23 protein-coding genes and 3 tRNA genes are annotated in these 25,642 nt (G+C 60.6%); 11 read left to right on the top strand and 15 right to left on the bottom strand.

The annotated features are described in order from the left end of the window. Positions 1-15: 15 nt before the first annotated feature. The 5 genes from GKZ67_RS11055 (at position 16) to GKZ67_RS11035 (ending at position 5,667) form a co-directional block, all read left to right on the top strand. Entirely contained in the window at positions 16-894 is an 879-nt protein-coding gene (locus GKZ67_RS11055) for an EamA family transporter (protein ID WP_173242325.1), read from the top strand. A 495-nt stretch (positions 895-1,389) separates the two neighbouring features. Next, entirely contained in the window at positions 1,390-2,862 is a 1,473-nt protein-coding gene (locus GKZ67_RS11050) for a di-heme oxidoredictase family protein (RefSeq protein ID WP_173242323.1), read from the top strand. Between the two features lie 239 nt (positions 2,863-3,101). Next, entirely contained in the window at positions 3,102-4,046 is a 945-nt protein-coding gene (locus GKZ67_RS11045; protein ID WP_173242321.1) for a DNA topoisomerase, read from the top strand. Continuing rightward, positions 3,932-4,597 (top strand): DNA topoisomerase, encoded by a 666-nt coding sequence (locus tag GKZ67_RS11040; RefSeq protein ID WP_317172301.1) that lies wholly within the window; start codon positions 3,932-3,934, stop codon positions 4,595-4,597. The genes GKZ67_RS11045 and GKZ67_RS11040 overlap by 115 nt, the downstream gene beginning before the upstream one ends. Further along, entirely contained in the window at positions 4,594-5,667 is a 1,074-nt protein-coding gene (locus GKZ67_RS11035; RefSeq protein ID WP_173242317.1) for a topoisomerase C-terminal repeat-containing protein, read from the top strand. Before GKZ67_RS11040 ends, GKZ67_RS11035 begins: the two co-directional genes overlap by 4 nt. A 5-nt stretch (positions 5,668-5,672) precedes the next feature. On the opposite strand, the gene GKZ67_RS11030 is transcribed toward GKZ67_RS11035, so the two are convergent. The 8 genes from GKZ67_RS11030 to GKZ67_RS10995 all read right to left on the bottom strand — a co-directional run bounded on the left by GKZ67_RS11030 (position 5,673) and on the right by GKZ67_RS10995 (position 12,772). Beyond that, positions 5,673-6,476 (bottom strand): hypothetical protein, encoded by an 804-nt coding sequence (locus GKZ67_RS11030; RefSeq protein ID WP_173242315.1) that lies wholly within the window; start codon positions 6,474-6,476, stop codon positions 5,673-5,675. Between the two features lie 2 nt (positions 6,477-6,478). After that, positions 6,479-7,576, bottom strand: a complete 1,098-nt coding sequence (locus GKZ67_RS11025; protein ID WP_173242314.1) for a prolipoprotein diacylglyceryl transferase family protein — start codon at positions 7,574-7,576, stop codon at positions 6,479-6,481. Between the two features lie 193 nt (positions 7,577-7,769). Continuing rightward, entirely contained in the window at positions 7,770-9,221 is a 1,452-nt protein-coding gene (locus tag GKZ67_RS11020) for a toxin-antitoxin system YwqK family antitoxin (protein ID WP_173242313.1), read from the bottom strand. Between the two features lie 164 nt (positions 9,222-9,385). Next, positions 9,386-10,567: an acetyl-CoA C-acyltransferase gene (locus GKZ67_RS11015; protein ID WP_173242312.1), complete on the bottom strand. Its 1,182-nt coding sequence runs from the start codon at positions 10,565-10,567 to the stop codon at positions 9,386-9,388. A 144-nt stretch (positions 10,568-10,711) separates the two neighbouring features. Continuing rightward, positions 10,712-11,761 carry a tetratricopeptide repeat protein gene (locus GKZ67_RS11010; RefSeq protein WP_173242311.1) on the bottom strand — a complete coding sequence of 350 codons (1,050 nt, stop codon included), beginning with the start codon at positions 11,759-11,761 and terminating at the stop codon, positions 10,712-10,714. After that, entirely contained in the window at positions 11,758-11,958 is a 201-nt protein-coding gene (locus GKZ67_RS11005; RefSeq protein WP_173242310.1) for a hypothetical protein, read from the bottom strand. The genes GKZ67_RS11010 and GKZ67_RS11005 overlap by 4 nt, the downstream gene beginning before the upstream one ends. 59 nt (positions 11,959-12,017) lie before the next feature. Further along, complete coding sequence (locus GKZ67_RS11000; RefSeq protein ID WP_173242309.1) at positions 12,018-12,569, bottom strand: VWA domain-containing protein; 552 nt, start codon at positions 12,567-12,569, stop codon at positions 12,018-12,020. Beyond that, the gene (locus GKZ67_RS10995) at positions 12,518-12,772 is read right to left on the bottom strand and encodes a hypothetical protein (protein WP_173242308.1); all 255 of its coding nucleotides are present in this window, start codon (positions 12,770-12,772) and stop codon (positions 12,518-12,520) included. The genes GKZ67_RS11000 and GKZ67_RS10995 overlap by 52 nt, the downstream gene beginning before the upstream one ends. 188 nt (positions 12,773-12,960) lie before the next feature. Between GKZ67_RS10995 and GKZ67_RS10990 the strand changes: the two genes are divergently transcribed. The 5 genes from GKZ67_RS10990 (at position 12,961) to GKZ67_RS10970 (ending at position 16,034) form a co-directional block, all read left to right on the top strand. Then, a tRNA-Ser gene (locus GKZ67_RS10990) sits at positions 12,961-13,048 on the top strand. Between the two features lie 63 nt (positions 13,049-13,111). Next, positions 13,112-13,185, top strand: a tRNA-Pro gene (locus GKZ67_RS10985). A 64-nt stretch (positions 13,186-13,249) separates the two neighbouring features. After that, positions 13,250-13,323 (top strand) — tRNA-Arg (locus GKZ67_RS10980). Positions 13,324-13,516: 193 nt separating this feature from the next. Continuing rightward, entirely contained in the window at positions 13,517-15,538 is a 2,022-nt protein-coding gene (gyrB, locus tag GKZ67_RS10975) for a DNA topoisomerase (ATP-hydrolyzing) subunit B (RefSeq protein ID WP_173242307.1), read from the top strand. A gap of 106 nt (positions 15,539-15,644) precedes the next feature. After that, a complete protein-coding gene (locus tag GKZ67_RS10970) occupies positions 15,645-16,034 on the top strand; it encodes a RidA family protein (RefSeq protein WP_173242306.1) in 390 nt (129 codons plus the stop codon). A gap of 51 nt (positions 16,035-16,085) precedes the next feature. On the opposite strand, the gene GKZ67_RS10965 is transcribed toward GKZ67_RS10970, so the two are convergent. Continuing rightward, a complete protein-coding gene (locus tag GKZ67_RS10965; RefSeq protein WP_173246700.1) occupies positions 16,086-16,538 on the bottom strand; it encodes a nucleoside deaminase in 453 nt (150 codons plus the stop codon). A 343-nt stretch (positions 16,539-16,881) separates the two neighbouring features. Here GKZ67_RS10965 and GKZ67_RS10960 point away from each other — a divergent pair, with 343 nt between their 5' ends. After that, positions 16,882-18,822 (top strand): ATP-dependent DNA helicase RecQ, encoded by a 1,941-nt coding sequence (locus tag GKZ67_RS10960; protein WP_173242305.1) that lies wholly within the window; start codon positions 16,882-16,884, stop codon positions 18,820-18,822. Between the two features lie 82 nt (positions 18,823-18,904). Here GKZ67_RS10960 and GKZ67_RS10955 read toward each other — a convergent pair whose 3' ends face one another. The 6 genes from GKZ67_RS10955 to GKZ67_RS24590 all read right to left on the bottom strand — a co-directional run bounded on the left by GKZ67_RS10955 (position 18,905) and on the right by GKZ67_RS24590 (position 25,517). After that, complete coding sequence (locus GKZ67_RS10955) at positions 18,905-19,201, bottom strand: rhodanese-like domain-containing protein (protein WP_173242304.1); 297 nt, start codon at positions 19,199-19,201, stop codon at positions 18,905-18,907. 171 nt (positions 19,202-19,372) lie between these two features. Beyond that, positions 19,373-19,660: a hypothetical protein gene (locus GKZ67_RS10950; RefSeq protein WP_173242303.1), complete on the bottom strand. Its 288-nt coding sequence runs from the start codon at positions 19,658-19,660 to the stop codon at positions 19,373-19,375. Positions 19,661-19,835: 175 nt separating this feature from the next. Beyond that, positions 19,836-21,809 carry a T9SS type A sorting domain-containing protein gene (locus GKZ67_RS10945; RefSeq protein WP_173242302.1) on the bottom strand — a complete coding sequence of 658 codons (1,974 nt, stop codon included), beginning with the start codon at positions 21,807-21,809 and terminating at the stop codon, positions 19,836-19,838. 133 nt (positions 21,810-21,942) lie between these two features. Next, the gene (locus GKZ67_RS10940) at positions 21,943-22,704 is read right to left on the bottom strand and encodes a PASTA domain-containing protein (protein ID WP_173242301.1); all 762 of its coding nucleotides are present in this window, start codon (positions 22,702-22,704) and stop codon (positions 21,943-21,945) included. A 66-nt stretch (positions 22,705-22,770) separates the two neighbouring features. Then, on the bottom strand, positions 22,771-25,320 hold the full coding sequence (locus GKZ67_RS10935) for a D-alanine--D-alanine ligase (RefSeq protein WP_317172121.1): 2,550 nt from the start codon (positions 25,318-25,320) through the stop codon (positions 22,771-22,773). After that, positions 25,257-25,517 carry a hypothetical protein gene (locus GKZ67_RS24590; protein WP_317172120.1) on the bottom strand — a complete coding sequence of 87 codons (261 nt, stop codon included), beginning with the start codon at positions 25,515-25,517 and terminating at the stop codon, positions 25,257-25,259. Before GKZ67_RS24590 ends, GKZ67_RS10935 begins: the two co-directional genes overlap by 64 nt. Between the last annotated feature and the right edge of the window lie 125 nt (positions 25,518-25,642).

Below are 25,642 nucleotides of genomic sequence, written 5' to 3'. Positions count from 1 at the left end.
CGAATCCTTCTACTTGTGGCCTTTGCCGCCGTGTACCTTCTGTGGGGCTCCACGTACCTGGCCATTAAGTATGCGGTGGCGACTATGCCGCCTCTGCTGCTGGCGGGCAGCCGGTTTTTGCTGGCCGGCAGCATCCTGGCGCTGGCCGGCCGGGCCTCGGCCGACTACGAAACGCCCACGCCGGCGCAGTGGAAAACCAGCTTTATCGTGGGCGGCCTGCTGCTGCTGGGCGGCAACGGGATGGTGGTGCTGGCCGAGCGCACGTTGCCTAGCAGCCTGGCCGCGCTGCTCATCGCCACCGAGCCATTCTGGATTGTCATCCTGGGCTGGCTATGGCTGCGTGGCGAGCGGCCCGGCTGGCAAGTAACGCTGGGCCTGCTGCTGGGCTTCGTGGGCGTATACCTGCTGGTAGGGCAGCAGCTTACTGCGGGCACCAGTCGTGCGCAGCTCATAGGCGTAGCGCTGGTGCTGCTAGCCGCCTTTAGCTGGGCCGCGGGCTCCATTTACGGCCTCCGCGCGCCGGTACCCCGGTCGGCGGTGCTGGCCTCGGGGATGCAGATGCTGGCCGGTGGTGCGCTGCTGGTACTGTTGAGCACGGCTACCGGCGAGTGGCATGGCCTACGGCCGGCCAGCTTCGGGCTGGCGGCCTGGCTGGGATGGGGCTACCTGGTGGTGTTTGGCTCACTGGTGGCGTTTACGGCCTACAGCTGGCTGCTCAGGCACGCCCCGCCGGCGCGGGTGGCCACCTATGCCTACGTCAACCCCGTGGTGGCCGTGCTGCTGGGCTGGGCCATGCTGGGCGAAAAGCTGACGGGCCAGATGCTGGCAGGTGCGGCCGTCATTGTAGGCTCGGTGGTGCTGATAACTACGCAGCAGAAAAATAAATTAAAATAACAATTTTTTTATATACTTGCTAACGGTACCGAAATACTTGCAAAAAAGTAGTAGGGGCGGGAGCAAGCCCCCTTCCCTATTATTTGGTGGTATTAGGTAAAGGTATTTATATTTAATATATTATAATTTATATTATTAGCTAATATCAGGTGCGGTGGTTCCGGAAATAGTGATTAGTTGAAAAATAATCTCATGATTTTGAACTTTTCCCCAAAAAACAGTGCGCTATTTTTCCTTTTTGGGAAATAATTGATAGTCAACGGGAAAAAATATTGTATCGTCGGGGATTTTTATCAAATGAGCACGTTTGTGAGATGATTATACTGGTAGGGAAGGTGGCACTAGCCGCTTGACGCGTATCTTTTTGGGGGTGCTGTTACGTACCGTAGCCAGCTGCCTGGAGCTGCTTGCGAAAATTGTTGATAGGAATAGCGAAGGAATGTAGCAGGTCTAGGCTGCCATTGTCTGCTATTTACCTTCCGTTTCAATGCTTGTATGCTAAAAAGACTTACCTCCCGCACGGTAAACCACTATTTCTCGCCGGCTTTCTTGCTGCTGGCCGGAACTTTGCTGCTGGCCAGCTGCTCCAAAAATCTAAACGATGAGGTAGCTCCCACGCCCAGTGCGGTCAGCAGCAACGACAGCGCCCCCAACGCTAATGACCAGCAGCAGTACCAGAAACTGGTAGACACTTGGCTGCCGGTAGTGCAAAACGGTCGGGCCGGGGGGAGCTCTACCACCAAAGACTTTACGGCCAGCGCGTTCGACCAAGTAGCGCCCGGCTTCGATGCGCAAGCCCAGGCTGCACACCAGACCGGCGACGCAGCATTCAACCGGGTATTTTCGCTGGCTAAGCTGGCCCCCATCTGGGTTAATCAAAGCTGCCAGTCCTGCCACGTGGGTGGCGGCCGGGCCGACGTATCGAAAGACGGCGTAACGCCGCAGCTCCTGTTTCGGGTAAGCCAGCCAGGCCAGACCAGCACCGGGGGCCCCGCCCCGCTACCCGTGTTCGGGCTACAGATTCAGCCAGTAGCGCTGGGCCCCGATAGCACGCGGGTAGTAAGCTTCAAGGGGAAAGTGACGACTACTTACGTGGAGCAGCTAAAGGCCTTGGCCGATGGCACGACCGTGAGCCTGCGGCAGCCCACCTACACCTTTAGCGTGCCCCTGCCGGCCGGCGCCCTGTTCTCGCCGCGCACGGGCTCGCAAATGGCGGGCCTGAGCCTATTGGAGGCTGTGCCCGAGCAAACTATTTTGCAAATAGCACAGATGCAGACTAATGCACTTTCGTTTGGCATCACCGGCAAGCCCAACTACGTGTGGGACCCGGTGTCGCAAACTACCAAGCTGGGCCGCTTCGGCTGGAAGGCTAACCAGCCTTCGCTGGTGGCTCAGATTGCGGGCGCTTATAATGGCGACCTGGGCATTACCACTACCCTGTTTCCGATAGAGCCCGATGGCTCGGCTACCGTGGGCGGCGGGGTTGATGTGTCGGATAATGAGCGTACCAGCCTGATGATGTATGCCCGCACGCAGGGCGTGCCCGCCCTGCGCAATACCAACGACCCACTCGTGCAGGCCGGCCGTCTGCTGTTTATGAATGCCCGCTGTGCCGTCTGCCACACGCCGGTGCTGCGTACTGGCGACGTAGCGGGCGTGCCGCAGCTTTCCAACCAGGTTATTACGCCCTTCACCGACCTGCTGCTGCACGATATGGGCCCCGGCCTGGCCGATAACCGTCCCGATTTCCTGGCCTCCGGCTCGGAGTGGCGTACGCCGCCGCTCTGGGGAATGGGCCTGAGCCAGATTACCAGCGGCCACACCAACCTGCTGCACGATGGCCGGGCCCGCAATGCCATGGAAGCCATTATGTGGCACGATGGCGAAGCGGGCTACTCGCGCCAGCAGGTAGAGCAAATGTCTAAAACCCAACGCGACCAGCTGGTGGCCTTCCTGAATTCGCTGTAGGCTGCCGTTCCGAGTTAGGCAAAAGCGCCCGCTGGCTTCTGGCCAGCGGGCGCTTTTGCGTGTCAGCTATGAGCTAGGTAGTTTAAGCTAGTTATACTGTGCTGAGACAATTCAATGGCGGGAGTAGTCAGGCTTTCTGCTAAGGCTGGCTCCGACCTTTTTGCGCCGTATTTTTGTTGATTGACGTACGCGCCACGCTAATTGGCGGGTGTCTACTCAGCACAAATCTGCCATTCAGCATGAAAGTTTGCCTTGCCGAAAAGCCCAGCGTGGCCCGCGAGATTGCCCAGGTTATCGGGGCCGACCGGCGCATGGATGGCTACTACGAGGGCAACGGCTACCAGGTCACCTGGACGTTTGGCCACTTCTGCCAGCTTAAGGAGCCCGACGACTACCGCCCCGAGTGGAAGCGCTGGAACCTGCACGACCTGCCCATGATACCCGACTCGTTCGGTATCAAGCTCATGCGCCGCGACGAGGGCGTAGTGAAGCAGTTCAATACCATAAAAAGACTGCTCGATGCAGCCACCGAAGTTATCAACTGCGGCGACGCCGGGCAGGAGGGCGAGGTCATTCAGCGCTGGGTTATTCACGAGGCCAAGTGCCGCAAGCCGGTAAAGCGGCTCTGGATTTCGTCGCTCACCGAAGAGGCTATCCGTCAGGGATTCAACAATCTGCGCGATGGCAGGGAGTTCGACTCGCTCTACCAGGCGGGGCGCAGCCGGGCGGTGGGCGACTGGCTGCTGGGCCTGAATGCCACGCGGCTATTTACGCTCAAATACACCAGCTACCAGGACAAGCAGCTGCTGAGCATCGGGCGGGTGCAAACGCCCACGCTGGCGCTGCTCGTGGACCGCTACCACGAAATCCGCAACTTCAAGCCCGAGCCGTATTGGGTATTGAAGACGGAGTACCGCAATACCACCTTCACGCGCATCAACACCGAGGCTGAGCAAAAGGAAGCACAGGATGCTCCCGATGAGCAGTCGCGCCTGCGGGCGCTGGGCTACTTTGTGAAGGAAGACGAAGCCAGTAAGGCCCTTGAAACGGTGAAGCCTGCCCGCTCACTATCACCAATGTTGAGATTAAGAAAGGCCGCGAGTCGCCGCCCCGCCTCTTCGACCTCACCGCGCTGCAAGTGCAGTGCAACAACCAGCTGGGTTTATCGGCCGAGGATACGCTAAAGATAGTACAAACACTATATGAGAAAAAGGCGGTTAGCTACCCGCGCGTCGATACCACTTTTCTGCCCGATGATATCTACCCGAAAATTCCCGGTATTCTGCGCGGCATTGGGTACGGCAACCTGACGGGCCCGCTGCTGGAAAAGAAGATTCCGAAGTCGCCCAAGGTATTCAATAACAACAAGGTAACCGACCACCATGCCATTATTCCGACGGGTAGCGGCGGGCCGGGCGGGGGCATGGAAAGCAGCGTGTACGACATCATTGTGCGGCGCTTTATCGCGGCCTTTTACCCCGACTGTGAGGTGAGCAACACCACCGTGCTGGCCGAAGCAGCCGGGTTCCTGTTTCGGGTGCGCGGCCGGCAGATTCTGAGCCCCGGCTGGCGCGTGGTGTACGGCGACCCCACCCAGCAGGCCGCGCCCAAGCCCGCCGCCCCGGCCGGCGAAAAAGCTACCGGCAACGACGAGGACGACCTGGTAAGCACCGTGCTGCCCAGCTTCGCCAAAGGCGAAAGTGGCCCCACGAGCCGCGCCTCGAAAGCAAGATGACCCAGCCGCCTAAAGACTACACCGAGGCCAGCCTGCTGCGCGGCATGGAAACGGCCGGCCGCAACATCGACGACGAGGAACTGCGCCAGGCAATGAAGGAAAGCGGCATCGGCCGCCCCAGCACCCGCGCCGCCATCATCGAGACATTATTCAAAAGGAACTATATTCGGCGCGAGAAAAAGCGGCTGCTGCCTACGCCCACCGGCGTCGAGCTTATCGGCCTCATTCGCAACCCGACCCTGAAATCGGCGGAGCTGACCGGCCAGTGGGAGAAAAAGCTGCGCCAGATTGAGCGCAACGAGCTGCCTTCCGACCAGTTTTTAGAAGAGCTGAAGGGCCTGGTTCGGGAGATGGTGCAGGAAGTGAAGCTGGATAGAAGCGGGCGGGCGGTTACGGCTACTTCGGCCACGAGCAGCCAGGCGGCAGCCACGCCGGGCAGTCCGCAAAAGGTGGCCAGCCCGCCGGCCAGTGCGGTTGCGGGGCAAAAGCCGGCAGGGGCCGGGCCGGCTAACGGCTTGGGAGCGTGCCCCATGTGCAAAGTGGGCCATGTGCTGCGCGGTAAAACCGCTTTTGGCTGCGCCCGCTTCCGCGAGGGCTGCCAGTTTCGGCTGCCCGCCGAGATTCTGGGTAAAAAGCTGAGCGACTCTCAGGTAAAAAGCCTGCTGGCCAAAGGCCGCACGCAGCTCATCAAGGGCTTTGTGACGGGCGCGGGCGAGAAAATTGACGGTGCGCTCACTCTCGATGCCCGCCACCAGCCCGAGCTGCTGCCCGCCGCCGAAAGCAAGCCCACCACCGCCACCGACCCCGGCCAGATTCCGTGCCCCGTATGTAAGCTCGGGACCATGCTCAAAGGCAGCAGCGCTTTTGGCTGCTCGCGCTTTCGCGAAGACTGCCAGTTTCGGGTGCCCTTTGAGTGGGGCGGCAAAAAGCTGACCGACGCCCAATTGCGCCAGCTGCTGCGCCGCGGCGAAACCGGCGTCATCAAAGGCTTTCTCTCGGCCAAAACCGGCAAGAAGTACGACGCTGCGCTTAAAGTGGAGGAAGGGCGGGTGGTGCCGGTATTTCAGTAAATAAGCTAGCGTGCTAAGCGGTAGCTCATTTTCAGGCTGAAAATCTGATGGCGGGCGAAGTCGGTGGCAAAGTAAGGTTCCAGGCCGAGCGCACTCAGGCCCGTGCCGCCGGGCAGCCGTAGCCTGGCGCTGACAAAAGCCATGCTGGGCGTAGGCTGATGGGGCGAGTGCGCGAAGCCGGCCAGTAGGTTGCTGCCGCCCAGCTGGCCCAGGCCCGACCCCAACGCTAGCCGGGTAGTGTAAGCTCCCATGGCATTTTCGGCTCCGTAGCATAAATCGGCCTGGCTGTAGAGCACCCGCGGGTTGCCCAGGCTGAGCATCAGCTCGGGCATGAGCCAGGTGGAGCCCCGCGAGTGGTCATTATCGAAATAGCTGTAGTAGCCCAGGCTGCCGATGTGCAAGCCGGTGCGAACGCCTACGGATAGCCAGCCGCGGTCGGTTTGCACTTCCCGGTAAAGGTGAATATCGGCCAGCTGGTAGCGCAGCGTAGTATCCTGGTATGTAGGAGCTTGCCCGCTGGTAGGTACTACCTGAATGCCCACCCGCTGCTGACCTACCCATAGGCCGCCGCCCCAGGTGCCCGTGCCAGTCGGCGTTGTTGTTACCAGCGCTACTTCGCCTCCCCCAGCGCGCACCCGCTGGTGCAGTGCCAGTAGCTGGCTGCTGCCGCAGCCCGAAGTATTTGTCAGTATGTCTTCCTGTGCTTCGTGGTAGCTGCCGAGCACACCACCACTGAAAACAAGTGTCTGGTGGAATTCGTCAGCGCTTTCTGGTGGAGCAGCCTGTTGCGGAGCTGGGGCCTGGGCCATGGTCAGGAGCAATACGCCGGACAGCCCTGCCCCAGCGGCAGGGTAACCAAGCGCGGCACGAGGTGGCTTAGAAACCATAGTGCAGTGTAGCCTTCAGCAAGCAGTACGAGCAGCAGCAGCGCTTGCATGATAAGTACTTCCGGCCGGCTAAGCACGCCCGGCCCGAGCTTGCTCGTGGCAGCAAGCAGCGCCAGCCCCACCAACGCCGGGTAGCCGACCGGCGCGGCAACCGCGCGCGCTGCTATCGGCTCCCGTAACTCCGCCTGCTGCCCGCGCCACACCAGCCACCCCCAACTGCCCAGCAGAGCACTAGCTTCGAGCAAAAGCAGGGCTTGCAGCCGCAGCAGCGTAAAGCCAGCCACTAGCACTGGCGAAGCCAGCAAAGGCTCGCCAAGCGGGTCGCGCCAAAACTCGATAACAAAACGGCCCAGGCAAAGCAGCCCCATCCCCAGCAGGTATTGGCTGCCGCCAGGCCAGGCTGCGGCCCGGCGGCGCAGGCGGATTAGTGTCAAGCCAGTGCCTGCGCACAGCAGTAAATGGTAAAGCTGCGTCGGGACTACCGGCAGCGAGTGCGCGGCTCCCACTGATAGCAGGCCCTGCGCCTGCTGCGCCAGGTAAGGCAGCGTACCTGGTCCGTAGCGCAGGCCCCACATACCTGGTGCTGCTACCTCGCCCCAGCAACAGCCGGCCAGCAGGCAGCCTACGCACTGCACCGCCAGCGCCCAGCACAGCGGCGCGGCAAACGCGTCGAGCACGGCCCAGCCTCGAAAGCCCAATAGCCGTCGCAGTGCCACTACTGCCAGCAGGCTGGCCGCGGCGCCACCCACCACGGAGCGCGGCCCTTCGCCCAGCGCCCGCGCTATGTCGACATCGCCCCGCAGCCAGGGCCACCAGTTGCCCGGTGGCAAAAACACCACCTGGCAGCCCACTATCAGAGCCAGGGTAGCAGCGGCTACCAGCGGCAGCCAGTGGCGCCAGGGGTAGCCGCGCTGGTAGCCCTGGGCCAGCAGCCCGGCCACAAACACCACAAACGCGGCCAGCTGAGCAGTGTCGTAATAAGGGTGCTCAGCAAGAGCGGGCAGGGTATAAAGTAGGGCCATGCAAGTAGTAGCTGACGCGCTGCCAGAGTAGCAGCGGTGGCGGCGAAGCTACGCGGGGGCCTACCAGGGTGGTAGTATTTAGTTTGCTGAAAAAGGACGCTTGAAACAAGCTATTATGTTGCATAAAAACTAGATTATCAAGAAGTTGATACCTTGATAATCTGACTTTATAAATAGCAACGCTGAGAGCCGGCTACTTCTTTTTCTTCGGCACAAAGGGCTTGCCGTTGAGCTTAGCGCGGCTGCCTGAGCCCTGGGGCCGGCCGTCGCGGTAGGTTACCTGGCGCTCGATGCCATGACCATTCGCTTTGTAGTATACCCAGTCGCCGCTTTGCTTGCCATTTTTATACTGGCCGGTCACGGCCGGACTACCATCTTCGTGAAACTCTTCAAATGCGCCCGACGGCAATCCTTTGAGGTAGTTGGCCTCCTTACGTACCTGGCCGCTGGCGTAAAATTCCTGGCCCGGCCCGGTTTGCAGCCCATTCACATCAAACTGCTGGCGGGTTTGCACTTTCCCGCTGTCGAAATAAGTCAGCCGTTCGCCGGTGAGCTTGCCATTGGCCGCGTAGGTTTCGACCTGGCGGGGCGTTTTGCCATCGGGGTAAAACTCGCGCCAGGTGCCAGCCGGGCGGTTGCTCTTGTACTGCTCCTCGGCCTGGCGGGGCTGGCCGGCCGTGTCGTAGTAGCGCACCACCTTGCGGTCGCGGCCCTGGGCGGCGTAGTCGGTTTCTTCCTTCACCTGGCCATCTTCGTAATAGGTGATGCCCCTGCCGGTAGGCACGCCCAGGCGGTAGGTAGTTTTACCTTTCACTTTCCCGCTTTCGTAGTATGAAGTAGCGGGCCCATCGAGGGCCGACGTGCCGGTGCGTGGCGCTACGCGCTTGGTAAGGTCGTCGCCGAGCGGGTTGCGCACCTGGCGCTCGCGCACGGCGGCGGGCGAGTAGGTGCCCTCAGTCTGGAGCTGCCCGCTGGGGTAATAAGAGCGGTAGCGCCCCTTGCCGGTTTTCTCGTCCATCACCGTTTCGCTCTCCAGCTGGCCGCTTTCAAAATAAGTTTTGTAGGAGCTGGCCAGCAGGCCATTGCGTAGCATGCCTTCGCTTTGTAGCTTGCCGCTGGGGTAATAAAACTTCACTGCGCCGTTGGGCTGGCCATTGGCATACATAACCTCGGCGGCGGGCTGGCCGTTGGCGTATAGCTCGCGCACTGCCCCGTTGGGCTGGCCTTTGGTGAGCGTGGTTTGCAGCTTTATCTCGCCGGTGGGGTGGTAAGTGGTGAGCGGCCCGTTGGGCTCATCATCCAGAAAAGTGCCTTCCTGGGCCACCTTACCGCCGGGATAATACGTTTTGAATGCCCCCTGGCGTATTCCCGCTACGTACGTTGCCTCCAGCCGCCGCCGGCCGTTGGCATGAAACTCAACGTACAGCGAGTCGCGCTTGCCGTCGGTGTAGCGCGTTTGGGCTTCGAGGCGGCCGTTGGGATAAAACCGCTTGTACGGCCCCTGCATCACGGTATCGTGGGCAACGAGCGCCCGAAAAATCTCGTGGGGGTGAATCTTGGTTGAATCGAAATAAATGACAATGCGCTGCGAGCGTTGGGCCTGGGCAGCAAAAGGCAGCAGCAAAAAAAGCAACAGGTATCGCATAGCAGAGGTAACGCGGCGCAGGTATTTTTTAGCGCAAAGTTTCGCAAAGTTGGCAGAGTTTCGCTAAGGCTGGCTGAATTGATACCCAGCCATCCACCGGCAAAAAAAGAGTTCCGCAAAGCCAATGCTCTGCGGAACTCTGCCAACTTTGCGAAACTTTGCGCTTACAGCTTTTCGAGCACAATGGAGCTGGCCCCGCCACCGCCGTTGCAGATGCCGGTAACGCCGATTTTGCCGCCTTCCTGCTCCAGCACGCTCAGTAGCGTGGTCACGATGCGCGCGCCCGAAGCGCCCAGCGGATGGCCCAAACTCACGGCCCCGCCATACACGTTTACCTTGCTGCCTTCCAGGTTGAGGAGCTTGTTGTTGGCCAGCGAAACCACCGAGAACGCCTCGTTGATTTCGTAGAAATCTACGTCAGCAGCATCCAGACCGGCGTTTTTCAGCGCCTTCGGAATGGCCAGTGAAGGCGTGGTTGTGAACCATTCGGGCGCCTGCTCAGCATCGGCAAAGCCGCGAATGCGGGCCAGGGGCTTGATACCCAGCGCATCGGCTTTTTCGCGGCTCATCAGCAGCACGGCGGCGGCCCCGTCGTTGAGGGTAGAGGCGTTGGCCGCCGTCACGGTGCCTTCCTTGGTAAAGGCGGGCTTGAGGGCGGCAAATTTATCGAACTGTACCTTGGTGTACTCCTCATCATCGCTAACCACGGTTTCCTTGCCGCGCACGGTAATAGTCACGGGCACAATCTCTTCCTTCTTTTTGCCAGCCTGGGCGGCCGCGGCGCTACGCTCGTAGCTCTGGCGGGCAAAGGCATCCTGCTCCTCGCGCGTGATGCCGTAGTGCTTGGCCGTGGCATCGGCCGCGTTGCCCATGGCGTAGTCGTGGTAGGGGTCCCAGAGGCCGTCGCGCACCAGGCCGTCAATCATCTGGCCATTACCATATTTAGCGCCGAAGCGCGCCTTATCGAGGTAGTAAGGCACGTTGCTCATGCTTTCCATGCCACCAGCCAGAATAACCTCGGCCTGCCCCAACATAATGGCCTGGGCAGCAAACATAATTGCCTTGGAGCCCGAGGCACACACCTTGTTTACCGTGGTGCATTCCACGGTGTCGGGCAAGCCGGCTTTTTTGGCTGCCTGGCGGGCGGGCGCCTGGCCCAGGTTAGCCGAAATCACGTTTCCCATAATCACTTGCTCAACCAGCTCAGGCGCTACGCCGGCTTTGTCCAGCGCTCCTTTCAGGGCAATAGCACCCAGCTCGGTGGCCGAAAGCGAGGCCAGGGCTCCGCCAAATGAGCCAATGGGCGTGCGCACGGCGGCTACGATAACTACTTCTTTTACTTGCATAACGGGGTGGGGTGGGAGGTAAGAAATGGCGGAGAAATAGCGAGTGAGCGAAAGCGGGTGAGCGAGCCCGCCGCGCTCGCCGCCCACAAGAGCTAACAAACCTTCGTTCGTTGGCCCAAAAGTACGACGCCCGGTCGGGCCGGCTCACCAGGTTGGCTGGCCGGCCGGCGGGACCGTACCCTGGCGGGCGCGGGGACGCTGCTGTAAATACTGCTGTTCACTGGCCCGCAGGGCTTCCAGCACCTGCCGGGCCTGCTCCGGGGTGAGGTCCATTGCTTTGAGGCGCTCGCGCTGCGTCTGGAGCTGTAGATCGGTGCTGGTGGCAGCTTCGGTACCAGGCCGGTGGCTTGTGCCAGCGGCGGCTGGCTGGCCTTGCGCCGTAGCGCCAGGGTCGAGGCCGCGCTGGGTGCCCCGCCCCGCGCCGGTAGGTACAGGACGTTCGGGCCCGTTGGTACCCGGCTTGAAGCTGCTGCCGGCGTGCCGGCCACTACCGGGCGCCGAGCCCTCGGGACTGCGCTGCCCAGTGGCGGCGGGCTGAGCCGTTCCGGCGGCGCTGCCCGGCGGTGGAGGCTGCGCCGCATCGGGCACTTCACCCGGCTTGTCATTGCCCGGCTTCGGCGTAGGTTCGGGGCGATGGCCCGCGCCTTGCTGGGCGGCCACCGAGTCTGGGGCGGGCGGTGGGAGGTGGGGCGGCAGCTGCTTAGCCAGCTGGGGCGCAGTGGGCTGCGAATGGTTTATATCGCTTGCGTATTGAACCAATAGCTCATAGTTATATCTGGCCGTGCTATTGCTGGGATTGAGCCGTAACGCTTCCCGCAACAAGCCGATAGCCTGCGGCAGCAGACCCTCGTCGGCCAATAAGCCGGCCAGCTGTTGCCGGGCCGTGCTGCCAATAGCAGCGGGTACGTTCCGGGCTATCAGTTGCCCATACGTCGCCCGGGCCGCGGCAGCCTGCCCGGCCTGCGCCTGCGCGTGAGCCAGGTTAAGCAGCAGGGCCGGGGCCGGCTCACGGCGGTTGGCCAGGGCTACTGCCCGTGCGTAGAGGCTGGCAGCCTCAGCGGGCTGGCCGCGCCGGCTGGCCTGCAGGGCCTGTGCCTGTGTCAAATTATGCTCCTGCACGCGCACAAGCCAGTTCCAGCCCGGCAGGCTTGTTCCTAATAAGGCAAGTAGCAACGCGAAAAGGCCAGTTTTCATTGTGGAAAGCGCAGTACGCGCACGGTAATAAGGCTGTCGAGCAGCAGGAGTACTAGTGCCAGCCCCAGGGGATAGCGATAGCGGTTATCGGCCACTGCCACCGTGCGGCTGGCCGCAGTGCTGGCCAGGGGTGCCGGCAGGGTTCGCAGGCCGGCCAGCAGCGTTGACAAGCCGTTTTCCCGGTCATTGAGCGCCACGTACTGGCCGCCGGTCTGGGCAGCTATCTGCAGCAGAGGAGCCTCGCGCAGCCGGCTTATTACTGTGCCCCCCGTGCATCGTACAAGGGAGCCTTACCGCCCGGTGCTGGCACCGCACCCCCGGCCGTGGTGCCTACTCCCACAGTATATACCCGCGCCCCGGTGCGCCCCAGCGCCTGGAGAACCGGCTCCAGGTTCTCGCCAAAGTCTTCGCCATCGCTTACCACTACTGCCGTCGTTGTGCGGGGCGAAGCGCTAGCTGCGGCTCCGCCCGTTGCAGGTGCCGGGGCGGCCGGTGCCAGGCGGCTCAGCAGCAGGTCTAGCGGCGCGCGCAGAGTGGTGGGGCCGGGAGCAGTAAGGCGGGTGCTCAGCGTACTCAGAAACAGCTGCAGCGCCGACTGGTCGTAGGTAAGCGGGCATTGCACATAGGCATCGGCCCCAAAAACGATAAGCCCGAGGCGGTCGGCCGGAAACGCCGCTGCTAGTTCGCTAAGCGCCGCCTGCGCCCGCAGCAGGCGCGTAGGCGCTACGTCGGCGGCATCCATCGAGCGCGATACGTCTACCAGCAGCCACACATCCTGGCCACTGTTGCGCACGGCCTGCCGGCGCACCCCCAGGGCCGGGCCCAGCCAGGCCAGCAGCAGCAGCCCCCGGTAGCCAGTCGTAGCGGCAGTTTCCAGGCCAGCCGGCCGGCTCCCAGGCCGAGGCGCCGGCTCAGCCGCCGGGTGCGGCTGGTGTAAAGCACCAGCAGCAGGCTAAGCAGGACCAGCCCGGCGGCGGCCAGCCAAAAATCGGGGTACGCCCAGGTAAACATGGGCGCAAAGGACGGGTAAAGGGCCGCAAAACCAAAAATATGCCCGGCCAGCTAGGGGCCAGCAGGTTCCGCAGCAGGCAGTTGCGAATCGGCCGGCTAGAAAGTTCAAAAAAAGCTGCGGATTTTCGGGGCATCGCCGTATATTTGCAGCCGCTAAGGCCAATAGGGCGTTAGCAAGCCACTTGTACGGAGAAGTGGGTGAGTGGCTGAAACCAGTAGTTTGCTAAACTGCCGTAGCTCTAAAGGTTACCGGGGGTTCGAATCCCCCCTTCTCCGCAGTAGTTAAGTTAAGAATGAGGAAGTAAGCATTTACACTTCCTCATTCTTAATTCGTTTCCTCGGGGTGTAGCGTAGCCCGGTATCGCGCCTGGTTTGGGACCAGGAGGTCGTAGGTTCGAATCCTGCCACCCCGACATAGTAAAAAGGTAGCATATTCAACAAAGATAGTTTTTGTTGAATATGCTATTTTTTCGTTAAGACCCCATAGCTCAGCTGGATAGAGCAGCTACCTTCTAAGTAGCCGGTCATTGGTTCGAATCCAATTGGGGCCACTTTATTCAAGTCCTGAAATGGAGCCGGTCTTTACCCGAAAAAAAGCCTCTGCCGGCCCCGGCAGAGGCTTTTTTTGCGCCTGAAAATACCCGGAAAAAGCTGCGCAAAAGCTAGGCTAAATGGAATAAAAACGGTACTTTTGAGTGTTCTCTTCCTGACTGGTTTTTCAGTCGGTTTAACCCCCTCTCTCGCATGAGTGAAGTAGTAGAAAAGAAAGCCCCCGCCGACTACTCGGCCGATAGCATTCAGGTGCTGGAAGGGCTGGAGGCGGTGCGCAAGCGCCCCAGTATGTACATCGGCGACACGGGTATCAAAGGCCTGCACCACCTGGTGTGGGAAGTAGTCGATAACTCCATTGATGAGGCCCTGGCCGGCCACTGCGACCTGATTCAGGTTACCATTAACGAAAATAACTCAGTTACCGTCCGCGACAACGGGCGGGGTATTCCCGTCGATTGGCACGCCAAGGAAGGCCGCTCGGCTCTCGAAGTAGTGATGACCGTGCTGCACGCCGGTGGCAAGTTCGACAAAGACTCGTACAAAGTATCGGGCGGCCTGCACGGGGTGGGTGTGAGCTGCGTAAATGCGCTCAGCATCGACCTGAAAGTAAACGTGCGCCGCAAAGGCCACCTCTACGAGCAGGAGTACAGCATTGGTCAGCCGCTGTACCCCGTAAAGGAAATCGGTGATACCGATGAGCACGGCACGGAGGTGCAGTTTTTGCCCGACCCCACTATCTTCTCCGAAACCGAGTACCGCTACGCCACTATCGCCGGGCGTCTGCGCGATTTATCGTTTCTGAATAAAGGCATTCGCATTACCCTCACCGACCGCCGCGATAAGCTGACCGGCGACGTGGCCGTGGGCCACAGCAACGCCGAAGGCTTCCGCTACGAGGAGTTTTACTCGACCGGCGGCCTGCGCGACTTCGTGCAGTACCTGGACGGCACCGAACGGCCTTCGCTACTCTCCGAGCCCATCTATGTGGAAAGCGAGAAGGGCGGTACCCCGGTCGAGGTAGCCCTGCAGTACAATACCTCGTACCAGGAAAACGTCTATTCCTACGTCAATAACATCAATACCATTGAAGGCGGTACGCACGTAGCGGGCTTTCGCTCGGCCGTGACGCGGGTGCTGAAAAACTACGGCGATAAGAGCAAGCTGTTTGAGAAAGCCAAGGTAGAAATTACCGGCGACGACTTCCGCGAGGGCCTCACAGCCGTTATCTCGGTGAAAGTGCAGGAGCCGCAGTTCGAGGGACAGACCAAAACCAAGCTGGGCAACTCGGAAGTGAGCGGTGCCGTGAACAGCGTGGTGGGGGAAATCCTGGCGCAGTACCTGGAGGAAAACCCCAACCAGGCCAACCGCATCATGGATAAGGTGATTCTGGCCGCCAAGGCCCGCATCGCCGCCCGCAAGGCCAAGGATATGGTGCAGCGCAAAAACGTGCTGGGCTCCAACTCCTTGCCCGGCAAGCTGGCCGACTGCTCCGACTCGGACCCGGCCGTGTGCGAGCTGTATCTGGTCGAAGGTGACTCGGCCGGTGGAACTGCCAAGCAGGGCCGCAACCGGGCGTTTCAGGCTATTATGCCGCTGCGCGGTAAAATCCTGAACGTGGAAAAAGCCCAGGAGCACAAGATTCTGGAAAACGAGGAAATCCGGAATATGATTACCGCCCTCGGCGTCACGTTCAACGAGCGTAAGTCGCTGGCTTTCGGCACCGATGACGATGGCAACGAAACCGGCCCGCTCAACTTCGACAAGCTGCGCTACCACAAGGTTATTATCATGACCGATGCTGATATCGACGGCTCACACATCCGTACGCTCATCCTGACCTTCTTCTTTCGGTATATGCGCGAATTGGTAGACAACGGCTACATCTACATCGCGCTGCCGCCGCTTTACCTCGTGAAGCGCGGCAAAGAGGAGCGCTACTGCTGGACCGAGGAAGACCGCGCCGCCGCTACCGATGAGCTGGGCCGCGGCCGCCCCGAAACGGTGAACGTGCAGCGCTATAAGGGCTTGGGTGAAATGAACGCCGAGCAGCTCTGGACGACCACCATGCAGCCTTCTACACGAACCCTGAAGCGGGTAACGGTAGATTCGGCCGCCGAGGCCGACCACCTCTTCTCGATGCTGATGGGCGATGAGGTGGCCCCGCGCCGCGACTTCATCGAGCAGAACGCCAAGTACGCCAAGCTGGACGTCTAAGACCACTGATTAGCCCGGAACTTAGCGGATATCACGAATTTTGTAGACGTAAAAAGGCCACCCATGCGGGTGGCCTTTTTTGTGGGGGCTGGGCTACTTTTGCTTTATGCGACAACTTATTTCATCCGGTGCCCCGTGGGAGGCCAGCGTGGGCTACTCGCGCGCCGTGCGCGTAGGGCAGGTAGTAGAAGTAGCGGGCACTACCGCCCAGGATGGCCAAACTATCAGCGGCGGTGATGAATATGCGCAAACCAAGCGCATTCTGGAAAAAATAGCCGTGGCGCTGGCGGAGGCCGGTGCCACGCTGGCCGACGTAGTACGCACGCGTATGTTTGTCACCAACATAGCCGAGTGGGAAGCCGTGGGGCGGGCCCACGGCGAAGTATTCGGCGAGATTCGGCCCGTCACGACGATGGTACAGGTAGCCGCCCTTATCGACCCGCGCCTGCTGGTTGAAATCGAGGCTACGGCCATTATCGACGTGCCGGCAAGCTAGCTATCACCGACTTGCGCCACACTCAAAATCCGCCTAATTCGCGGTTCAGCCTCAATACTCGGTACGGTCTTCCCGGGATGCCCAGGCTTGAAACGATATGGCAGCCTCCTCGCGCAAAAGCTGCTGCATAGGTAAGGTGCGCTCGGCCAGCGGCTTATCAATCTCATCGTAGATAAACTGGTCGTCGAAGCCGATGGCCGCGGCGTCGGCTTTGGTGTTGGCGTAGAATACCCGCGCCGGCCGCGCCCAGTAGATAGCGCCGAGGCACATGGGGCAGGGCTCGCAGCTGGTGTACAGGTCGCAGCCAGCGAGCTGAAAGGTGCCCAGCGCCTGGCAGGCCTTGCGGATGGCATCGACCTCAGCATGACAGGTAGGGTCGTTGGTGCTCGTAACCTGGTTGAAGCCACGGGCGATAATCTGCCCATCTTTCACCACGACCGCGCCAAAGGGGCCGCCAAAGCCGGCCTGCATTTTTTCCAGCGAGAGCCGGATGGCTTCGCGCATAAAATCGGCCTGCGGAGTATTAGGTGAGCTGTCGGGATTTTTCACGGGTTGAAAATCAGTTTTTTACTTCAGGGAGCTAAGAAAATTTTCGATTAGCCGGAATCTTTTGCCGACTTGTTTGTTCTACCTGCGTGAAAGAATAGTTTTTTAAGGTGTTTTGGTTGGAAAGGCGAATGGCTCTGCTATTCGCCTTTTTTCATGCCCGCCCGCGAAGCCCAGCCAGAGGCAGACCCATTTTTGGGCTGGGGCGAAAGCGCAAAAGTACGCAGCCGGCATGGGGTGAGCGCGGCAAGCTGTGGCCGGCAGGCATACCCGCTGGCTTCAGATGCAGTAATTTTGCAGCATGTCTGCCCCCCTTGCTGCCGAACCGCTTGCCCTACTGCGTCAGTACTGGGGGCATCAGCAGTTTCGGCCGGGGCAGGCCGACATTATTGAGGCCGTGCTTCAGGGCCACGACGCGCTGGCCCTGCTGCCCACCGGCGGCGGCAAAAGCGTGTGCTTTCAGGTGCCGGCGCTGGTCCGGCCGGGGCTTTGCGTAGTGGTAACTCCGCTCATTGCCCTGATGCGCGACCAGGTAGAAAACCTGCGCAAGCGCGGGCTCAAAGCCGAAGCGGTGTACGCAGGCATGAGCCACCAAGAAATAGACCAGGCGCTGGATAACTGCGTGTACGGCCGTGAGGTAAAGTTTCTCTACGTCAGCCCCGAGCGCCTGCTGACCGACCTTTTTCGGGCGCGGGTAGCCCGCATGAACGTCGGGCTGCTGGCTATCGACGAAGCGCACTGCCTCTCGCAGTGGGGCTACGATTTTCGGCCGCCCTACCTGCGCATTGCCGAGCTGCGGGCATTGCTACCCGCCACCGTGCCCTGCCTTGCCCTCACGGCTACGGCCACCAGCCAGGTACGGCAAGATATAGTAAATAAACTATGTTTTAGACCCGGCTACGGTATTTTCACCCAGAGCTTTGCCCGGCCCAAGCTGTCGTACTCGGTGCTGCAAACCGAGGACAAGCAGCGCCGCCTGCTGGAAGTGCTGCGCGGTATCGGTCCGCAGAAAACCGGTATTGTGTATGCCCGCACGCGCCGGCAGGCCGAAGACACGGCGGCCTGGCTGGTGCAGCAGGGCCTGGCCGCCGCCGCATACCACGCCGGCCTGCCCGCCGAGCAGCGCACCCGTACCCAGCAGGCCTGGCTCACTGACAAAACCCGGATAATGGTGGCTACCAATGCCTTCGGGATGGGTATCGACAAGCCCGACGTGCGGGTGGTAGCCCACCTCGACGCGCCGGCCACGCTCGAAGCGTATTACCAGGAAGCTGGCCGCGCCGGGCGCGACGGCCTCTACGCCTTCGCCGTGCTGCTCAGCGGCCCGGCCGATGCTGACAGTCTGCGCCGGCAGGCCCAGCTGGCTCACCCGCCGCCCGACGTGGTGCGCCGCGTGTACCAGGCGCTGGCCAACTACTCGCGCACGGCCGTGGGCGGCGGCGAACTGGTGGCATTCGACTTCGACCTCGGGCTGTTTGCCGAAACCTACCGGCTCAAGGCCGTGGACGCCCACCACGCCCTTAAAGCATTGGAGCAGCAGGGCTTTGTGCAGCTCACCGAAGCGGTGAACCAGCCGGCACGGGTGCAGCTCATTAGTAATCAGCACGACCTCTATCAGTTTCAGGTGGCCAATGCTCAGCACGACCAGCTCATTAAAGCGCTGCTGCGGCTGTATGGGGGCGAGCTGTTCGTGGTCTTTCAGGGTATTTCGGAAAGTGCGCTGGCCCGGCACCTGCGCCAGAGCACTACCGATGTGGTGCGCCAGCTGCGCTACCTGCACAGCACCGGTGTGCTGCACTACCAGCCCCGACGCGAGCTGCCGCAGGCGCTTTTTACCACGCCCCGCTACGATGCGGCCCAGCTGCCCCTCGACGAGCGCCGCCTGAAGGCAGCCCGCCAGCTCACCGAGCACCAGACTAAGGCCGTGCTTGACTACGCGGCGAGTACTACGCAGTGCCGCCAGCAGCAGCTGCTCGACTACTTTGCCGAGCCCGACGCGCCCGCTTGCGGCGTGTGCGACGTATGCCTGGCCCGCAAAAAAGCCCGGCAAAAGCCCGAAAGCGCCGCCGAGCTGCAAGCCGGATTACTCGAGCTGCTACGCGTTGCGCCACTGCTGCCGCGCCAGGTAGTAGCACATTATCCTGCCCCCGAGGCACCGGCCGTAACTGCCGCGCTACGTGCCCTGGTAGAGCACGGAAAGCTAGCCTACACCCCCGACGGCCGGCTAAGCGTAAAAAATTGATTTAAAACTTAGAAGTCGGAGTCCGTAATTACTATTCTATTGGCTCTTTGCTCCTAACTATAAAGCGCTGGCTATAGCCTTATTATCCTCCATAGGCCAGCATGCCGCCTTCCAGGTTGCGCACGTTGGCGAAGCCTTGCTGAGTAAGAAAGGCTTTGGCCGAAGCCGAGCGGGCGCCGCTGCGGCAATGGACGATAACTTCCTGGTTTTTCAAGTCTTCCAGGTCGTCGAGGGCGGCAGGCAGGTTGCCAAGTGGGATGCTCTGGCTGCCGGCAATACGGCTTTCCTCTACTTCCCAGGGTTCGCGAACGTCAATGATGTGGAGCTTTTCGCCGGCTTTCAGGCGTTGGCGAAGCTCAGTAGCGGTGATGTCGGCCATTAAGTTAAGTTGCTGATTAGTAAGAAAGAGGCAGGTTATCCAGGTCGTGTAAATCCTGGGGCGGTGGGTAGCCGCCTTGGTCTTGCATAAAGCGGCGAGGTTGATATAGCGGACAGGAATACCGGCAGTTTCAGTTATGAGCGCATCCGTGGCGCACTCATCGAAGGTAAATTACTGAAGCTGAGTAAGTAAGTCAATCCATAAATCCTGACGACTAAAAGACAGAAAGTTAGGAGTCGTAGTGAAGTCAGCTTCCTCAAACTCTCCGCTTTTGAAGCCGTAGCGCACCAAAGCCTGTACTACCCGCTGGGCATTTTCGGGCGTCGGGCGAAGAAGAATATCGATGTCGCCGGTAGTGCGGGGAAAGCCGTGCGCAATAACGGCGTAACCGCCAACTACTACATAATCAACGTGCTCGGCGTGGAACAGGCGTAGCAGATTTAAGTATTCGCTCTCCATAAGTGCTGGGTAAGTTGGCCGGGTTAGACGCATAAACCTGCCGGGCCTCAGCCATGAGGCGGGCGGCGGCAGCCAGGCGCTGCTCAGGCGTTTTACTCCACCAGTACTGGCGCTGGGCGGCATCTATTTCCGCTTTATTCTGTGACTTGATAAGCAGCATATTCCTGGCAAGAGCTTATTCGACTACCAGGCGGCGGGTGGCTAGGCGGCCATCAGGTAAAGTTAGCTGCACCAGGTAGATACCGCCGGGCAGGCTGGCGGGTAGGTGCAGGGTGGGCTGCCCGGCTTCGGCAGCGGCCTGCTGCCACACGGGGCGGCCCAGCACATCGAGTACCACGGCCTGTCGAAAAGCCGGTCCGCTTGCGACAACCGTAGTGCCGGTAGGCGCGGGGTTGGGGTAAAGCGTAAACTGCACATTGGCAGTTTGTTGCGGACGGGTAGCCAGCACTCCGTTGTTCATCACGGCCCGCATCATCAGGGTGCCGGGGGTAGTGACGGTCGGCGTACTCCAGGTATTCTGGACGTTATAAAAAAGCGTAGGGGTCGTAGAAGTATCGTTCAGGTCATAGCCATAGGGCAAAAACTGTCCGCCCGATGCCTGGCCAAACCCTATATAGAAACGGCCCGATACGTGCACCGGCGTATCAAACGCGATGGCATCGGCAAACACCCGGCCGGCCGGTAGCGGATTAGGCAAGACGAACGCTTTGGTAGCCAGCGGAGCGTTTGCCGGCTGGCCGTTAGCATCGGCCCACACGGCCACGATAACTGAGCGGTTCTGGTAGTTCTCCCCACCCTGAGCCAGGGCAATGTTATTGAAAATCGGAGCTAGCTGAATAGCCTTCACCTGGTCACTTTTGGCCACCGTGATGGGATAAGCGTAATACGTGACAGGCCCGTTGCTAACGGCCGGCAGCGGCAGAAAAGACTCGGCCGTGCCGTCGTCGAAGGCATAATAGTCAGCCAGCTCCAGGTCGCGGTAGGTGCTGTCGTTCGGCAGCGTAAGGGGGTTGCTCTCATTGGTTTGCAAAGCCAGGGTGTAGCGGTAACGCCGGGGAGTGGCCGTGGCGGGCAGCGGGGCCGTGCGGGCATCGCCCTGCACCAGCTGTTGCCGGGCGCCGGCCAGCAGCTGTTGGTTGCTGGTAACCCAGGTAGCTGGCCCAAAGCCGCCGGGAGTCAGCTCGCTTACGGTGCCCACCGCGCTAATTGGCGTGGGGTTACCGCTGGGCAGCAGGTTGTTGACCGTCGTGTTCATGGCCGGGTTCAGCACGCTGCTGCCGGCGGCCGCGTACTGCCAGGCTGGCATGGCCGTGTAGCCTTGCAGCGGACTGTTGAGAGCCCGGCTGGTGGCAATATCCTGAAAGATAGTATCAGCCGCCGTGCGGTTCTGGTTGAGGTAAATATAGTCTAAGCCAAATGCGTCGCGGCTCGATGCCTGGTTGCCGGAGGCGCGAAACCGGAACCGGAACCCCGCGTGAAAGTAGCTCGCCTGGTTTATCGGAAAAATCTTTTGCCGAAACTTCGTCGTTTTTCCTTCCGCGTTATAAGTCCAGATAGTATTCCAGCGCCCGGCATTATCCAGAAATTCCAGCATGAGGTACACGGGGGTGCTGCTGCCGCTGGCAACCGGCGCGCCCGCCAGCGTACCGGCCTGCCAGGCGTAGCTGAGGTACACGTTGGCCCCCACCGATACGCCCGACAGGTCGATAGGCAGCGAAGTCAGAGTATCGGTTTTGCTGTAAAAGGAAGCCGAGCCGGGGCTGTAGGGCAGGCCATTGGCGCGCAGGCCATCGAGGGTAGCGGTGCCGCGCGTGAGCGGCTCAATAGCCAGCCGGTTGCTCACATAGGCGCCGCCGCCGCCGTAATGCTGGGTGAGGCCGCCGCCGTCGGGGTAGTCGAGCGCCGCCGGCTGCCAGCGGAGCGGACTGGGCTGGCCGTCGCGGGGCAGGGTAAAATCGTCGAAAAAAGGCAGCCCCAGCGCCGCCGTGCGCTGCCGGCTCGCTTGTGCGGAAGCCACTTGTGCTGCCGAAGCCGCCCGGCCGGGGTCCGACAGCAGGGGCTGCGGGGTGAGGGTGATGGGCGTTTGCGCCTGGGCTACCACGGCCAGCAGCAAAGTTGGCAGCCCAAGTAAGCGAAGCAGTTGGCGCATAAGGTGTGAGAAGTTAACTGGTTTTCGTTGTTGACTTGCTGCCGCGGCGGTCTGGGCTGGTAGTGAACGTATTTTCAGTCAAAAACAGGTGGCCGGCTCGCAGAATTAACAGCCAGCAACAAACGACGGGTACTTATTCGGCCACCCACAAATCCACGAGCTGGCCCATGCGAATGGTGGCGCCCGGCGCGGCAACCGGCCGCTGGCGCACCACGGTGCCGGGAATCTGGCCGGTTTCAGCAGGCTGCTTAAACACTTCGCCCACCTCCAGGTGCTGGCCGGCAAGCAGGGTGCGGGCCTCATCTTCGGGCATAGTAACGAGGTTGGGAACCTCAAACTCGGTGTTGCCGAGGCCGTCGCCCACTTCCAGGTCTACCCGCGTGCCCTTGGCTATCGGGGCGCCGGCTGCAATTTCCTTACCGCCCACTACCTGCTTCAGCACGGCATCTTTTGCCACGTTGGGCACCAGCTTTATCTGGCCGATTTCGAGGTCGTAGCTTTTCAGAATGAGCTGCGCATTTTTTACCGAGCCATCGGTCAGCTTGGGCATTTTAATGACCGGCGGCCTGCGCATAGCCACCGAAATGTAGATTTTGCGGTCCTGCTTTACCTTTTCGCCGGGGCCTGGCTCCTGGGTGAGCACCGTCAGGGGCCGGATGCCGGGCGCGTAGCTGCTGTCATCCACGAAGTAAGCCAGCTTACGCTCGTCGAGGTAGCTCTCCAGGTCGGCCAGGTTCATACCCGTTATCTTAGGCACCACAATGGTTTGGCCGTGGTGCGTGGTAATGGGCAGGTACACGTAGAAAAAGCCCAGCACCAGTGCGGCCATGAGCGCCAGAATGAGCGCCAGATGCTTGAAAACGTCGAACCAGGTATCGGATTTAAAGAAGGACATAGAGTAGGGGAACGTCGGCAAAAGCGTCTGTCATGCTGAGCCTGTCGAAGCATGACGTTCTTTGAGTTAATTATTGGCAAGTAAAGCCCGTTCTGCCCGCGCTTTGCCAAAATCCAGAATCCGGTCGATAAACTGGTAGGGTGTGTAGCCAGCCAGCGCCGTTTGGTGAAAAATACAGGTCGCGGGGGTCATGCCGGGCAGCGAGTTGACTTCAATAATAAGCACCTCCACCGCACCCGACTGCCGCACCCGCACAAAGGCATCGATGCGGGCGTAGCCCTCGATGTGCAAAATCTCGGCCACCTGGCGCAGCACGCGCTTCACCTCGTCGGAGATGCGCTGGCGCTCGGCCGGGTCAGTGGAATATCGGGCGGGCGTGATATTCTGCCCCTCGCCGGCCAGGAATTTTTCTTCCAGACTCAGGACTTCCCCGGTGGCAAGCGCTTCGCTGGCCTCGAAGACCTCAATTTGCAGCTGGCCTTGCGCATCATACGAAGTCAGCAGCCCGCCCGTCACTTCCAGGAACTTGGCCGCGCCGTCGGGGCCGATGAGGGTTTCCACCAGAAAGGCATCCTTCTGGGGAAATTCTTCCTTGAAGCCCAGATGCAGCACCTCGGCCGGACCCGTGAGCAGCGGCTCGCCCGGCCGGAAAATCTGCTCGCTGAAGGCGGCCAGCTCGGCGCGGCTCTTAATTTTCTTCACCGCCGACGAGCAGCCATCGTCGGCCGGCTTGGCGATGAAAGGGTAACCAAACTGACTTTCCAGCCCGCGGTAAAAGGCCTCGGGGTCGGCACTCCACTCCAGGCGCTGGGCCAGGCGGTGGTTGGCTACGCGCAGGCCGGCCTCGCGCAGGCGGCGGTTGGTTTCAAACTTGTTGATGGTCACGGCCGAGCTGGCCGCGCCCGAGCCGTTGTAGGGCAGGCCGAATTTCTCCAGCTCCTGCTGCAAGGCGCCGTCTTCGCCGGGCCGGCCGTGCAGGGCAATAAATACCTCATCGACCTTCTCGGCCAGCTCCTCAAAGGAAATGCGGCGCGGTGCGGCCACCGGCTGCCCGGCGTAGGTGCCCGTGATGCCGCTGGCCTCCTGCCGGATGCGCGCCAGCACGGGGTGGCTGGCCGAGCCGGCCTCAGCGTGCTCGATTTTTTCGCGGATATCATCCGCGTTGTCCTTGAGCATCACGTTGATGGGCAGCTCGTAAAGACGAAATTCCTCGCTACTGCCAGTCAGGAATATCGGAAAAGGGCGATATTTGACGGATGAGCTGAGCTTCTCGTAGATGTTGCGCCCGCTCTCCACGGAGATGTGCCGCTCGGAGGAGTAGCCGCCCATTATCACGGCCACCCGGATGCGGTCGTCCTGTACCTGCTGGCGCGACTGGATATCGGCATCCAGCTTAGCCAGGGCCGCGCCCAACTGCACCGGCTTCAGGCCGCCGCGCCGCCGGGCGTTCAGCGACGTGCGGATGATATACGTGAGAAACTGGCTGGGATTCAGCCCAATCTCGGCCGCCTGGTGGAAGAAGAACGACGCCGGCAGCATGCCACTCGTGGTGTTTGGGTCGTTTAGGAAGATGGTGCCGTCTTCCTGGATAAAGCCGTCCAGCCGCGCATACACCTCAAAGCCGAAGGTGCTGAACATCTTCTGTGCTTCCTGGCGAATGCGCTCGATATCAGCCTCCGGCAAGTCGATGGGCGTCACCTTGCGGGCCAGGCCCGGCAGGTACTTGGCGCGGTAGTCGAAAACTTCGGTGCCTTTGACGATTTCGGTAGGCGGTAGGGCTAGCGGGGCGCCGTTTTCGTCCTCCACCACGATGCACGAGAACTCGCGGCCGGCTACGAATTGCTCGACTAATACCTGCGTTTCGCCGGTAAGGCTGGTGAAGCGAATGAAATCTACTTCTTGCTTAAACTCATGAACAGCGGTTTTGCTAAAATTTCGATTGATATAGTCCAGTAAGTCTTCAGGAGAAGCAATTACTTCTTCTCCTCCTTCTTCAAAATCACCCGTAACAAGCAGCCCTTCGACTGGCAAACCAATACCTTCACGTATATCGGCCAATTGATGTACCCAAGTCAGTTGCTCAGCTTCGCTTAAAGTTTCCCAATCACTACGGAACAGATAGCGCTTAAACAGCGCTCTGTCCGCGGCATCAAGGAATAGTTCTTCGTTTTCCTCCCGCACAATGCTCACACCAATGCTGCTGCCCTGATGCGGAGCTTTTACGACGAGCGGCAAGCCCAAGTCCTGCACTAGTTCTGATAGTGAGCCTCGTTTGCTAACTTCCAGGTCTTTTAGCACCCGAAACTTCGGCGTTGGCAGCCCCACGGCCTGCATCAGCCGCTTCTGCGCAATTTTATCAATGCCCAGCGCCGAGGGCAAAATGCCCGAGCCCGAGTACGGAATCCCGACCCATTCCAGCAAGCCCTGAATGGCACCATCCTCGCCGCCCGGCCCGTGCAGGGTCAGGAAGACAAAATCCATAAGCTTAGGTAGTTCGCTGGCCTCCACCCGGCGGCCGACGTGGCTGATAAGCTCCGTCAGCGCCTCGTCGCTCAGCTCGCCCAGACTTTCGATATAGACTTGCCAGGGGTGGCGCGTGGCGGGCAAGGCAGCCACGGGGGGTAAAAATCGCGTATAGTGCCCTTGTAGAGGTACTGCCAGTCGAGCAGGATGAAGTGCCCGAGGCTATCCACAAAAATGGGGACGGGCTGAAACAGGCCCTTGTCCAGATTGTCAAAAACGGTGCGCCCGCCGGCGAAGGAAATCTCCCGCTCGCGCGAGGTGCCACCAAAGAAAATGCCGATTCTCATCATACTGGGCGCAAAGGTACGGGGCGGAAGGTGGGGCCGTAAATGCTTACGTTTGTCCTTGTGAGCGCAGCGAAGCAATCGCAGCCGAACGACTGGCGGGCGCATCCGTATCGTTCTACTCCGGTCGT

Source organism: Hymenobacter sp. BRD67 (genome assembly GCF_013256425.1).
Lineage (GTDB): Bacteria > Bacteroidota > Bacteroidia > Cytophagales > Hymenobacteraceae > Hymenobacter.
Note: the sequence above shows the minus strand (reverse complement) of the source record. Positions and strands in the feature narration are given on the sequence as shown.

Excerpts from the sequence above, each read along its gene's own strand:
- GKZ67_RS11050 (WP_173242323.1), top strand. The coding sequence starts at position 1,390 with ATGCTAAAAAGACTTACCTCCCGCACGGTAAACCACTATTTCTCGCCG.
- GKZ67_RS11045 (WP_173242321.1), top strand. The coding sequence starts at position 3,102 with ATGAAAGTTTGCCTTGCCGAAAAGCCCAGCGTGGCCCGCGAGATTGCC.
- GKZ67_RS11035 (WP_173242317.1), top strand. The coding sequence starts at position 4,594 with ATGACCCAGCCGCCTAAAGACTACACCGAGGCCAGCCTGCTGCGCGGC.
- GKZ67_RS11030 (WP_173242315.1), bottom strand. The coding sequence starts at position 6,476 with ATGGCCCAGGCCCCAGCTCCGCAACAGGCTGCTCCACCAGAAAGCGCT.
- GKZ67_RS11025 (WP_173242314.1), bottom strand. The coding sequence starts at position 7,576 with ATGGCCCTACTTTATACCCTGCCCGCTCTTGCTGAGCACCCTTATTAC.
- GKZ67_RS11020 (WP_173242313.1), bottom strand. The coding sequence starts at position 9,221 with ATGCGATACCTGTTGCTTTTTTTGCTGCTGCCTTTTGCTGCCCAGGCC.
- GKZ67_RS11015 (WP_173242312.1), bottom strand. The coding sequence starts at position 10,567 with ATGCAAGTAAAAGAAGTAGTTATCGTAGCCGCCGTGCGCACGCCCATT.
- GKZ67_RS11010 (WP_173242311.1), bottom strand. The coding sequence starts at position 11,761 with ATGAAAACTGGCCTTTTCGCGTTGCTACTTGCCTTATTAGGAACAAGC.
- GKZ67_RS10995 (WP_173242308.1), bottom strand. The coding sequence starts at position 12,772 with ATGTTTACCTGGGCGTACCCCGATTTTTGGCTGGCCGCCGCCGGGCTG.
- gyrB (WP_173242307.1), top strand. The coding sequence starts at position 13,517 with ATGAGTGAAGTAGTAGAAAAGAAAGCCCCCGCCGACTACTCGGCCGAT.
- GKZ67_RS10970 (WP_173242306.1), top strand. The coding sequence starts at position 15,645 with ATGCGACAACTTATTTCATCCGGTGCCCCGTGGGAGGCCAGCGTGGGC.
- GKZ67_RS10965 (WP_173246700.1), bottom strand. The coding sequence starts at position 16,538 with ATGCGCGAAGCCATCCGGCTCTCGCTGGAAAAAATGCAGGCCGGCTTT.
- GKZ67_RS10960 (WP_173242305.1), top strand. The coding sequence starts at position 16,882 with ATGTCTGCCCCCCTTGCTGCCGAACCGCTTGCCCTACTGCGTCAGTAC.
- GKZ67_RS10955 (WP_173242304.1), bottom strand. The coding sequence starts at position 19,201 with ATGGCCGACATCACCGCTACTGAGCTTCGCCAACGCCTGAAAGCCGGC.
- GKZ67_RS10950 (WP_173242303.1), bottom strand. The coding sequence starts at position 19,660 with ATGGAGAGCGAATACTTAAATCTGCTACGCCTGTTCCACGCCGAGCAC.
- GKZ67_RS10945 (WP_173242302.1), bottom strand. The coding sequence starts at position 21,809 with ATGCGCCAACTGCTTCGCTTACTTGGGCTGCCAACTTTGCTGCTGGCC.
- GKZ67_RS10940 (WP_173242301.1), bottom strand. The coding sequence starts at position 22,704 with ATGTCCTTCTTTAAATCCGATACCTGGTTCGACGTTTTCAAGCATCTG.
- GKZ67_RS24590 (WP_317172120.1), bottom strand. The coding sequence starts at position 25,517 with ATGATGAGAATCGGCATTTTCTTTGGTGGCACCTCGCGCGAGCGGGAG.